8 protein-coding genes are annotated in these 12,734 nt (G+C 25.0%); 4 read left to right on the top strand and 4 right to left on the bottom strand.

Annotation, left to right across the window (positions count from 1 at the left end; all coding sequences use genetic code 11):
- Nucleotides 1–132: 132 nt before the first annotated feature.
- From aceE to GJT87_RS01070, 4 genes are all read left to right on the top strand, one after another.
- A complete protein-coding gene (gene aceE, locus GJT87_RS01055) occupies nucleotides 133–2,799 on the top strand; it encodes a pyruvate dehydrogenase (acetyl-transferring), homodimeric type (RefSeq protein ID WP_168895577.1) in 2,667 nt (888 codons plus the stop codon).
- Nucleotides 2,800–2,810: 11 nt separating this feature from the next.
- Nucleotides 2,811–4,313, top strand: a complete 1,503-nt coding sequence (locus GJT87_RS01060; protein ID WP_168895578.1) for a 2-oxo acid dehydrogenase subunit E2 — start codon at nucleotides 2,811–2,813, stop codon at nucleotides 4,311–4,313.
- A 37-nt stretch (nucleotides 4,314–4,350) separates the two neighbouring features.
- The gene (gene lpdA, locus GJT87_RS01065) at nucleotides 4,351–5,763 is read left to right on the top strand and encodes a dihydrolipoyl dehydrogenase (RefSeq protein WP_168895579.1); all 1,413 of its coding nucleotides are present in this window, start codon (nucleotides 4,351–4,353) and stop codon (nucleotides 5,761–5,763) included.
- A gap of 113 nt (nucleotides 5,764–5,876) precedes the next feature.
- Nucleotides 5,877–7,154 carry a glycoside hydrolase family 28 protein gene (locus tag GJT87_RS01070; RefSeq protein WP_168895580.1) on the top strand — a complete coding sequence of 426 codons (1,278 nt, stop codon included), beginning with the start codon at nucleotides 5,877–5,879 and terminating at the stop codon, nucleotides 7,152–7,154.
- On the opposite strand, the gene dapE is transcribed toward GJT87_RS01070, so the two are convergent.
- From dapE to clpP, 4 genes are all read right to left on the bottom strand, one after another.
- Nucleotides 7,149–8,300, bottom strand: coding sequence for a succinyl-diaminopimelate desuccinylase (gene dapE, locus GJT87_RS01075; protein ID WP_168895581.1), 1,152 nt, complete (start codon nucleotides 8,298–8,300; stop codon nucleotides 7,149–7,151). The two genes, GJT87_RS01070 and dapE, sit on opposite strands and share 6 nt — an antisense overlap.
- A gap of 70 nt (nucleotides 8,301–8,370) precedes the next feature.
- Entirely contained in the window at nucleotides 8,371–10,698 is a 2,328-nt protein-coding gene (gene lon, locus GJT87_RS01080; RefSeq protein ID WP_168895582.1) for an endopeptidase La, read from the bottom strand.
- A gap of 40 nt (nucleotides 10,699–10,738) precedes the next feature.
- Nucleotides 10,739–12,010: an ATP-dependent Clp protease ATP-binding subunit ClpX gene (gene clpX / locus GJT87_RS01085; protein ID WP_168895583.1), complete on the bottom strand. Its 1,272-nt coding sequence runs from the start codon at nucleotides 12,008–12,010 to the stop codon at nucleotides 10,739–10,741.
- 51 nt (nucleotides 12,011–12,061) lie between these two features.
- Entirely contained in the window at nucleotides 12,062–12,685 is a 624-nt protein-coding gene (clpP, locus tag GJT87_RS01090) for an ATP-dependent Clp endopeptidase proteolytic subunit ClpP (RefSeq protein WP_168895584.1), read from the bottom strand.
- Nucleotides 12,686–12,734 lie beyond the last annotated feature (49 nt).

The following is a 12,734-nucleotide window of genomic DNA, read 5'->3' on the forward strand; positions in this document are numbered from 1 at the left end:
AAATTTATATATAAAAAATTATTTCATATATTTTATATATGTTTTTCTAGATAAAAAATTTTATTATTTAAAATTTATTAAATATAATTTAATTTTATTTTTATCGTGTATTTTTACAAGGAAATATATACCATGTCAAAAAAAAAGTACCATGACGTGGATCCCATGGAAACTAATGATTGGATACAATCTATTAAATATGTTCTCCAAGAACATGGCATTCACAGAGCAAAATTTTTATTAAATGCAATAAATCGCTATGTAAACTGTATTTATTATGATAATCATAAAGAAAATTATGTGAATACAATTATACCATCAGAAGAACCTATATATCCTGGTAATATCAATATAGAGCGTAAGATACGTAATATTATTCGTTGGAATGCTATTATGATAGTTTTACGAGCTTCACAAAAAAATTTAGACTTAGGCGGTCATATTGCATCATATCAATCTGCAGCACATATCTATGAAGTATGTTTCAATCATATTTTTAAAGCTTATAATAATACTAGTAATGGTGATATAGTTTATTTCCAGGGACATATTTCTCCAGGTATTTATGCTAGAGCTTTTGTAGAAAAAAGGCTAAATATACAACATTTAGATAATTTTCGTCAAGAAGTATGTGGTAAAGGTTTATCATCTTATCCTCATCCTAAATTAATGCCTAATTTTTGGCAATTTCCCACAGTTTCTATGGGTTTAGGTCCGCTTTCAGCAATATATCAAGCAAAATTTTTAAAATATTTACATAATCGAAAATTACAAAATACATCACACCAAAAAGTTTTTGCATTTTTAGGTGATGGTGAAATGGATGAACCGGAATCTAAAGGAATGTTAAATATTGCTACAAGAGAAAAATTAGATAATTTAATTTTTATCATTAATTGTAATTTACAAAGATTAGATGGACCTGTATATGGTAACGGTAAAATTATTAATGAATTATCAAACTTTTTTTATGGTGCAGGATGGGAAGTAATAAAAGTTATTTGGGGTTATCGTTGGCAAAAATTATTTGATAATGATAAAACTAATAAATTATTACAATTAGTTAATGAAACCGTAGATGGGGATTTTCAAAACTTAACTTCTAAAGATGGAAATTATATTAGAAATAATTTTTTTAAAAAATATAATGAAACATCATCATTAGTAGAAAGTTTAACAGATACAGAAATCGAAAATTTAAATTATGGTGGTCATGATTCTAAAAAAATCTATGCTGCTATAAAAAAAGCTTATCAAATTATCAATAAACCTGTAGTAATATTAATACATACAATTAAAGGTTATGGTCTTGGAAAAATTGCAGAAAGTAAAAATATTGCACATCAAGTTAAAAAAATAGATTTTAATAGTTTAAAATATATACGTGATAAATTAATGGTACCTATAAATGATGACATTTTACATACATTACCCTATATTTCTTTACCAGAAAATTCTATAGAATTTCAATATTTACATAATCAACGTAAAAATTTAGGTGGTTATATACCATATCGTCGTGAACGTTTTACTGAAAAAATCATATTACCAGATTTATCAGATTTAAATAATTTTTTATATTATTCGCCTGAAATACTTTCTACAACAAAATCATTTGTTAGAATATTAAGTATGCTTTTAAGACATACTTTTTTAAAAAATAGAATTGTACCTATTATAGCAGATGAAGCCCGTACATTTGGCATGGAAGGACTTTTTCGAAAAATTGGTATTTATAATTCTAATGGATTAAATTATATTCCACAAGATCAAGAAACTTTATCTTATTATAAAGAAGATATWCAAGGGCAAATTTTACAAGAAGGTATTAATGAAGCAGGTGCATTTGCTTCTTGGATAGCCGCTGCAACATCATATTCTACTAATAATTTAGTTATGATCCCATTTTATATTTATTATTCTATTTTTGGTTTCCAACGTATTGGTGATCTTTGTTGGGCCGCCGGAGATCAACAAGCTAAAGGATTTTTAATAGGAGCAACATCTGGTAGAACTACTTTAAATGGCGAAGGTTTGCAACATGAAGATGGGCATAGTCATATACAATCTTTAACTATTCCAAATTGTATTTCTTATGATCCTGCTTATATGTATGAATTAGCTATTATTATATATAATGGTTTATATCGCATGTATGGTTCACAACAAGAAAATATATATTATTATATAACTGTTACTAATGAAAATTATATAATGCCTTCTATAAACAAGAATATATCTTCTAATATAATAGAAGGAATATGTAAGGGGATATATCATTTACGTAATATACATGGTAATAAAAATAATTGCATACAATTATTAGGTTCTGGAGCAATATTACAACATGTCATACAAGCAGGGAAAATTTTATATCAAGAGTATGATATTAGTTCTCATATTTTTAGTGTAACTTCTTTTACAGAAATTGCACGTGATGGACAAGATTGTGATCATTGGAATATGTTACATCCTATGGAAAAACGTCGTATACCTTATATAACTAATATTATGCAAAATCACCCTACAGTAGCTGCTACTGATTATATGAAAATTTTTGCAGAACAAATTAGGAAATATGTACCTACACATAATTATTTTGTATTAGGTACTGATGGCTTTGGTCGTTCTGATAGTAGAGCTAATTTACGTGATTTTTTTGAAATTAGTGCGCCATATATTGTACTTGCTGTATTGAATATTTTATTAGATTTAAATATTATTAGTAATAATATTATTAACCATTTTATTAAAAAATATAATATTAATATTAATAAAAAGAATCCTAGAATCTCTTAAAAAGGAATTACATGAATAATAATATTATAATATTACCAGATATTGGTAATGACAATATGAAAGTTACTGAAATTTTAGTACAATTAGGAGATTATATATATAAAGACCAAAGTATTATTGTCGTAGAAAGTGATAAAACTTCTATAGAAGTACCCGCAGATCAAGAAGGTGAAATTAAAAAAATTTGTGTTAATGTTGGTGATATAGTACATACTAATAGTCCAATTTTAATTTTATTAAATAAAGAAAAATTAACAAATAATACTTTAGGTATAAATAGCACTAAACAAAATAAAATACATAATACTATAAATATTTTAGTGCCAGATATTGGCATACAAAAAATGTTAGTAAAAAAAATTTTAGTCAATGAAAAAGAACAAATACAAAAAAATCAATCATTAGTTATTATACAAGATAAGACAAATATTATAGAAATTGCATCATTATATGCTGGATATATTAATACTATTCATATAAAATTAAATAGTTATATAAAAAGTAATGATATAATAATTACATTATGCATTAATAAAATAAGTAATGAGAACATAATATTAAATTATAATATGACATCATTTATTAAAAAAAATAATATGAAAGGGGGAACACAAATTATTCAAAAACAAACAGAACCAGAATATTTTTATGCTACTCCATATATAAGAAAAATAGCACGTCAATTTAATATTAATTTATCGACAATTAAAGGTAGTGGTAATAAGAATAGAATTACAAAAGAAGATATTATGCAATATATAAAAAATAATAATCTTGATAATGTACGAACCAATGATAAAAATATACATGAAAAATATGGTCCTATAGAAATAATTATTTTAAATAACATACAAAAAGCAACTAGTATTAATTTAACCAATAATTGGAAAAATATTCCTCATGTTACACAACATATTCAAGCGGATATAACTGAATTAGAATCTTTCCGTATTAAAAAAAATTATGAATTAAAAAATACACATAATATTAAAATTACTATACTTAGTTTTATGATTAAAATATGTGCTCATGCTTTAAAACAATTTCCTTATTTTAATTCATCTATAATAGATGAAACAACTTTAATTCTTAAAAAATATTATAATATAGGTATTGCAGTTAATACACCACAAGGTTTAATAGTTCCAATAATATTTAATGTATTAGATAAGAATATTATTGAAATTTCTAAAGAAATCATACTTTTAGCAAATAAAGCTAAAAATAATAAATTAATGCCTCAAGATATTAAAGGTGGATGTTTTACTATTTCTAATTTAGGTCAATTACGTAGTAATTTTTTTACTCCTATCATTAATGCGCCAGAAGTTTCTATTTTAGGAATATCACAAGCTATGATACAACCAATATGGGATGGTAATAAATTTATTCCAAAATTAATGTTACCATTGTCTTTATCTTATGATCATAGAATCATTAATGGTGTAGATGGTGTTATGTTTTTAAATTTCATATGTGATTTAATATCTGATATTAGAAATTTATTAATTTAATATTTATTATTTAACTTTCATGTAGATGATAATATTTATGAACAAAAATCAAAAAACACAGATAATAGTTATTGGTGGTGGCCCAGCGGGATATTCAGCTGCTTTTCGTTGTAGTGATTTAGGAATGCAAACTACTATTATAGAAAAATATGATAATTTAGGAGGTGTATGTTTAAATGTCGGATGTATTCCTTCTAAAGCTTTATTACATATTGCAAATATATTAAAAGAACAAAAAATATTAATGAAATATGGCATTTTAAATCATGTTTGTGAAATTAATATTTCTAAATTATTATTATGGAAAAATAATATTATTACTAAATTAACTAATGGATTAAAATTTTTAGCAGAGAAAAGAAATGTAAAGATTATTAATGGTATGGCACATTTTATTAATGATAACAGTGTAGAAGTAATAAATAATAATATTACTACAATAATTAATTTTGATAATGCTATTATCGCAACTGGTTCAAAACCAAATAATATGACTGGTATGTATAAAAATGACCCAAGAATATGGAATTCTACAGATGCTTTAATGTTAAAAACTATACCAAAAAAAATGTTAATTATAGGTGCTGGTATTATTGGATTAGAAATGGCTACAATTTATTGTGCTTTAGGTGCAAAAATAGATATTATAGATTCATCTGATATATTATTACCAGAAACTGATATAGACATTACAAATATATATAAAAGTGTTATTCATCAAGAATTTAATATAATATTACATACTAAAATTATCTCTATAGATACTACACAAGACCAATTACATGTACATTTAACTAGTGATAATAACCAATCTGTATATGCAAAATATTATGATATTATTTTAATAGCTATAGGGAGAACTCCAAATTCTCAATACATTAATAAAAATTTTGGTAAATTAGATATTAATGAACAAAATTTTATTAACGTTGATAATCAAATGAGAACTAATATACCAAACATATATGCTATTGGTGATGTAATTAGCACTCCTCTGTTAGCACATAAAGGTATACATGAAGGACATTTAGCAGCTGAAGTTATAGCAGGGAAAAAACATTATTTTATACCCAAAGTTATACCTTCAATAGCATATACTAATCCTGAAATTGGTTGGGTGGGTTTGACTGAAAAACAGGCTCAACATAATAATATAAAATATAAAACATCATCGTTTCCCTGGCAAGCGTTAGGTCGCGCTCTTGCAACGAATTCTGAACATGGCATAACAAAACTAATTATAGAAAAAGAATCTAATAGAGTTATTGGTGGCGCTGTTATTGGACATAATGCAGGAGAATTATTAGGAGAAATTAGTTTGGCTATAGAAATGGGTTGTGATATTGAAGATATAGCATTAACTATGCATGCACATCCTACATTATATGAATCCATTGGTTTAACAGCAGAAATATTAACTGGTACTATTACTGATATTTTAAACAAATAATATTTGATTATTAAAAAACAAATATGTTTAGATAGTATGATATAAATCAAATTATATAAAATAACTATAGGATATAATAATTTTATTTATAATAAAATGTTTTTATAATATATATGTTTAATTATAAACAATTTAATGCTATTAGAAAAAATATAAGTTCTATTTATACTAATCAAAAACAACATTATATATATACGCATTTAAAAAATAAAACTGATATCACCATAATTATTAATAATACTATAACTAATTGTCATAATAATGGTGGTGGAATTATTGTGATACCAAATGGAGAATATTATTCTGGTCCCATACATCTTAAAAGTAATGTACACATACATTTACAAGATGATGTTATCATAAAATTTTATACTGATCCTAAAAAATATTTTAATGTTTTAACACGTTGGGAAGGTATTGATTGTATTAATTACACACCATTAATTTATGCTTATAAACAAAAAAATATTGCCATTACAGGACATGGCGTCTTAGATGGTCAAGCTAGTATGAATAATTGGTGGTCTTGGAAAAATGATATAAATGGCAATTATTTACAAAATAAAGATGTAAAAGTTTTAATAAATATGATGCGGAATAATATTCCGATAAAAAACAGAATTTTTGGATACCATCATTATCTTCGTCCTAATTTTATACAATTTTATTTATGTACTAATATATTAATTAAAAATATTACTATCATTAATTCTCCTATGTGGGAAATACATCCTGTATTAAGTAATAATATACATATTAGTCATGTTCATATCAACAGTATTGGTCCAAATAATGATGGTTGTAATCCAGAATCTTGTAACAATGTATTAATTGAACATTGTTCTTTTAATACTGGTGATGACTGCATTGCAATTAAATCTGGTAAAAATAATGATGGCAGAAAGAATAATATTCCTTCTAGTAATATTATTATACAAAACTGTTTAATGTATAAAGGTCATGGTGCTGTAGTATTAGGTAGTGAATGTAGTGGAGGAATTAATAATATTTTTATAAAAAATTGTCAAACATTTGGGAAAAAATTACAATCATTTTTAAGAATTAAAAATAATGCTGTTCGTGGTGGAAATATATATGAAATATATTTACAAGATACTAAGATTTACTGTGTAAATTCTAGTATTTTAAATATAAATTTTGTATATGATGAAGGCCAACATGGTTCTTACATACCTAAAGCATATAATATTTATATAAATAATATATATGCATATATGTGTTACCGTGTAATGGATATTAACACATTTCAGAAGTCTTATGTAAATAATATTTTTTTAAAAAATAATGTTTTCCAGCATATACAATATCCTTCAAAAATAAATATTTGTAATCCTAATAATATTTATTTATTTAATACTAAATATTTATAATAATATATTTTTCATGATATTATAATAAATTTTATATAATGTATATATATCGTTAATATGTGTACATTCGTCTATTTTATGAATAGTAGAATTAATTAAACCTAATTCTACTATTTGTGCGCCAGTAGTTATAATAAATCTACCATCAGAAATACCACCATCATTTATAATAGTAGGTATCAAATTATTTACTGTGGCAATACTTTTTTTAACAATACTAATTAATTGTTTTTTTTGATTCATAGCATTACTGATAAATGGTTTGCCAATTAAATTCCAATCAAATTGATAATTATAAATATTATATTTATTAAGAAGTAAATGTAATTTATCTAAAATAGTACTATAATGGATGGTATGCATATATCTAAAATTGATTTGTAAAATAACATGATTAGGGATTACATTAGTATTATTTTGTATAGAAGATATAAGATTAGTAATCTGCATACTTGTATTAAGTAAGTCTTTATTTTTAGGTTCCCAAGTAATGTTTAATAATTCATATAAAAAAGGTATGACAGTATGAATTGGATTTATTGCTAATTTATGATAAGCTACATGCCCTTGTATACCATAAATTTTTAAAGTAATATTTAAAGAACCTCTTCTACCATTTTTAATATTATCACCAATTATTTGGTAACTTGTTGGTTCGCCTAATATGCAATAATCTATTTGCTCTTTTTTTTTCATTAAATGATTAATAACTTGTTTAGTACCATCTTGTGCCGTACCTTCCTCATCAGAAGTAATTAAAAAAGCTATTTTACCGTGATGTTGGTTATGTTTTTGTATAAAAGATTTAGCTGCAAAGACCATTGCAGCTAACGCACCTTTCATATCGCATGTGCCTCTACCATACATGATATTATTATGAATCACACCGTCAAAAGGAGGATATTTCCATAAAGATATATCTCCTGGAGTAACAATATCTGTATGTCCTGCAAAAACTAATGTTGGAGTATTATTATTAGCATGATAAGCCCAAAAATTATTTGTTTGATTAATATTTATTGAATTAATTGTAAAATTTAATTTTTGTAAAAAAGAAATTAATATTTTTTGACAACCGTAATCTTTAGGACTTATAGATGGACACTGAATTAAACTTTTTGTAAATTCTATAATTTTTTTTAACATATGTTATAATTTTATAAGTTATATAAATATTATTTTTTATGAAGTATTTTTTGCATAAAAAATAACTAATTTATTTTTTTAATAAAGATAATTTCCATACTTCTTCAATATTTTTTACAGGATATATTTTTAGAGCAGTTATAATATTTTTAGGAATATTTTCTAGATCTCTTTTATTTTGATATGGTATTAATACTATATCTATACCACCTCGATGTGCAGCTAATAATTTTTCTTTTAAACCACCAATCGGCAATACTTGCCCTCTTAAAGTAATTTCACCAGTCATAGCAATATTGGCTTTCACAGGAAAATTACTTAAACTAGATACTAAAGCAGTACAGATAGCTATTCCAGCACTAGGACCATCTTTTGGTGTAGCTCCTTCAGGAACATGGACATGTATATCAGTAGTTTTATAAAATTCATTATTAATATCTAACTTTTTTATACGAGCCCTTACAACGGTTAAAGCAGCTTGGATTGATTCCTGCATAACTTCACCTAAAGAGCCAGTATATGTTAATTTTCCTTTACCAGGGATACATGCGGTTTCAATAGTTAATAAATCTCCTCCAGCTTCTGTCCAAGCTAAGCCAGTAACTTGACCAATGCGATTAATATTTTCTGCTTTCCCATAATCATATTTTTTAACACCTAAATATTTTTTTAAATTTTTTTTATTTATTTCAATAAATTTAGTATTTTGATCTATTAAGATAGTTTTAACAGCTTTTCTACATAAAGACGATAATTCTCGTTCTAAATTTCTTACACCAGCCTCTCTCGTATAATACCTAATAATATCCAAAATAGTGTCTTGTTGTATAATTAATTCTTGTTTTTTTAAAGCATTACGATAAAATTGTTTAGGTAATAAATATTTTGTTGCGATATTTAGTTTTTCATCTTCAGTATATCCAGATAATTTAATTACTTCCATCCTATCTAATAATGGTAATGGTATATTGGTAACAGAATTTGAAGTGGCAACAAACATAATATCAGATAGATCATAATCTATTTCTAAATAATGATCATTAAAAGACATATTTTGTTCTGGATCTAATACTTCTAATAATGCTGAAGAAGGATCACCACGCATGTCATATGCCATTTTATCAATTTCATCTAATAAAAATAATGGATTTTTTACTCCTGAACGTGTAATTTTTTGTATAATTTTACCCGGCATAGAACCAATATATGTTCTTCTATGACCCCTAATTTCACCCTCATCACGAATACCACCCAAAGCCATTCTAATAAATTTTCTACCTGTTGTTCTTGCAATAGATTTACCTAAAGATGTTTTACCAACTCCAGGTGGTCCAACAAAACATAAAATTGGTCCTTTAATTTTATTAGATCTATTATGTACTGCTAAATATTCCAAAATACGTTCTTTTACATGTTCTAAACCAAAATGATCTTGATCTAATGTAATTTTAGCTTTATATAAATCTTTTTTTAATCTACTTTTTTGAAACCAAGGTATTTGAATCATCCATTCAATATATCCTCGTACAACGGTTGCTTCTGCAGACATTGTAGACATCATACGTAATTTATGTAATTCAGAATATGTTTTTGCTTTTGCATCTTTTGGCATTTTAGCTCTGTCTATCTTTTTTTTTAAAATATCATTTTCATCAGGATAAACATCCATTTCACCTAATTCTTTTTGTATAGCTTTTATTTGTTCATTTAAATAATATTCTCTTTGACTCTTTTCCATTTGTTGCTTAACTCTATTACGAATTTTTTTCTCAACTTGCAAAAGATCAATTTCAGATTCCATAATTGCCATAAGATATTCTAATCTTTCACTAATATTAAACATTTCTAATATTAATTGTTTATCAGATAATTTTAAAGGCATATGAGAAGCTATAGTATCAGCTAGTTTATCTACATGATGAATATTATTTAAAGAAGATAAAACTTCAGGTGGAATTTTTTTATTTAATTTGATATATCCTTCAAATTGATTAACAGCAGTACGTATTAAAGCTTTTTGTTCTTTAGGTTCAATCATAGGAGAATTAATATATATAATTTGCGCTGTAAAATATTCTCCATTATCTGATAAAATATCAATTTGCGCCCTTTGTATTCCTTCAACTAATATTTTTAATGTACCATCAGGCAATTTTAACATTTGTAATATTGATGTTACTGTACCAACTGTAAATAAATCATTAATATCAGGGTTATCTTTCGCAGCATTTTTTTGTGCTACAAGCATAGCTTTTTTATTATTTTTCATTACTGCTTCTAAACAACGTATAGATTTTTCTCTACCAATAAATAAAGGAATTACCATATGAGGATATATTACAACATCACGTAATGGTAATACAGGCATTACAATAGGTTCTGAATGATTAACATCCATAAAACAATCCTCTTTTATTGTTAAAACAATTTTTCATTATTTATGTTTTATTAATAATATTATTTTTATATTCTATAATTGGTTCAGATAAGTTTTTCACGACTTCATAAGTAATATTGATTTTATAAACATTAGATAATGCAGGTATATTATACATAATATCTAGTAATATTTTTTCCATAATAGTTTTTAACCCTCTTGCTCCTGTATTTAAAATAAGAGCTTGTCGTACTATTTCCTGGAGTGCTTGGATATCGAACACTATATCAACGTTATCATATTTAAATAACTGTTGATATTGTTTTATTAAAGCATTATGCGGTTTGGTCAAAACTTGCATTAATCCTCTACTATCTAAAGCATCTAAAGTTACTATAATAGGTAAACGACCTATAAATTCTGGTATTAGACCAAATTTGATTAAATCCGTGGTCTGAATTTGTTTATTAATATTATTAGTTTGATGATTTATATGTTTATTTTGTTTTTTTATATTAAATCCAATACTATGAGTAATTAAATTTGATCTATCAGTTATAATTTGATCTAACCCATAGAACGAACCAGCACAAATAAATAATATGTTATTTGTATTAATTTGTATGAATTCTTGTTGTGGATGTTTTCTTCCTCCTTGAGGCGGTACAGATACTATAGAACCTTCAATAAGTTTTAATAAAGCTTGTTGAACACCTTCACCAGATACATCTCTTGTGATAGAAACGTTTTCAGATTTTTTAGCAATCTTATCAATTTCATCTATATAAATAATGCCTTTTTCTGTATTGTCAATATTATAATTAGCATTTTGTAATAGTTTTTGCAAAATATTTTCAACATCCTCGCCAACATATCCTGCTTCTGTAAAAGAAGTGGCATCAGTAATTACAAAAGGTACATTTAATATACGTGCTAATATTTTTGCTAATAATGTTTTCCCGCTACCTGTAGGTCCAATGAGCAAAATATTACTTTTTTCAATGTCAATATCATTATTATGTTTTTGATTATATAAACGTAATCTTTTATAATGATTATAAATAGCTACAGCCAGGGTTTTTTTAGCATTATCTTGATTAATAACATATTTATTTAAATAATGAAAAATGTTTTGGGGTTTTAATAATACATCATCATACATATTATTATTGTGATTTTTTGATTTATTAAAAATGTTATTACATAATAATATACATTGTTTGCAAATATATGCTTTATGACCTGATATTAATTTACCAATTTCATTTTGAAATTTACCACAAAAAGAACAACATAAAATTTTATTTAAATCATCCTTTTTATTTATCATCATATAACCCCTATTTATATGTTAAATACAATTTCATCTTTATTATCTTATTTTTTAATGAGAAGATATAATATCATCTATTAAGCCATATTGCATTGCTTCCTTAGAAGTTAAAAACCTATCTCTTTCTGTATCTTGTTCAATAGTAGAAATATTTTGTCCTGTATGTAATGCTAATAATGTATTTATATGTTTTTTAATTCTTAAAATTTCTTGAGTATATATTTCTATATCTGTTGCTTGTCCTTGATAACCACCTAATGGTTGATGTATCATAATCCGTGCATTAGGTAAACCAAAACGTTTTTTTTTTGCACCTGCAGCTAATAAAAATGCTGCCATAGAACAAGCTTGACCAATACAAATAGTATTAATATCTGGTTTAACAAGTTGCATTGTATCATAAATAGATAAACCTGATGTTATAATACCTCCTGGACTATTTATATAAAGATAAATATCTTTGTGACAATTTACAGATTCTAAAAATAACATTTGTGCTATAATTAAATTAGACATCCTATCTTCTATAGAACCGGTTAAAAAAATAATTCTTTCTTTTAATAATTTGGAAAAAATATCATAAGAACGTTCACCACGACTATTTTGCTCTATAACCATAGGAACGTAATTATAATAATTAGGTATATTATTTATATTGTTATTATTGTTATACATTGTACATATCCTATTAATTTGTATATAATCATGCATAAATTATAATAGT

Origin of the sequence: Enterobacteriaceae endosymbiont of Macroplea mutica, assembly GCF_012571345.1 — a bacterium.
Taxonomy (GTDB): Bacteria; Pseudomonadota; Gammaproteobacteria; order Enterobacterales; family Enterobacteriaceae.

Bases quoted from the DNA above. Each gene is read 5' to 3' on its own strand.
- GJT87_RS01060 (WP_168895578.1), top strand. From the start codon at position 2,811: ATGAATAATAATATTATAATATTACCAGATATTGGTAATGACAATATG.
- lpdA (WP_168895579.1), top strand. From the start codon at position 4,351: ATGAACAAAAATCAAAAAACACAGATAATAGTTATTGGTGGTGGCCCA.
- GJT87_RS01070 (WP_168895580.1), top strand. From the start codon at position 5,877: ATGTTTAATTATAAACAATTTAATGCTATTAGAAAAAATATAAGTTCT.
- dapE (WP_168895581.1), bottom strand. From the start codon at position 8,300: ATGTTAAAAAAAATTATAGAATTTACAAAAAGTTTAATTCAGTGTCCA.
- lon (WP_168895582.1), bottom strand. From the start codon at position 10,698: ATGGATGTTAATCATTCAGAACCTATTGTAATGCCTGTATTACCATTA.
- clpX (WP_168895583.1), bottom strand. From the start codon at position 12,010: ATGATGATAAATAAAAAGGATGATTTAAATAAAATTTTATGTTGTTCT.
- clpP (WP_168895584.1), bottom strand. From the start codon at position 12,685: ATGTATAACAATAATAACAATATAAATAATATACCTAATTATTATAAT.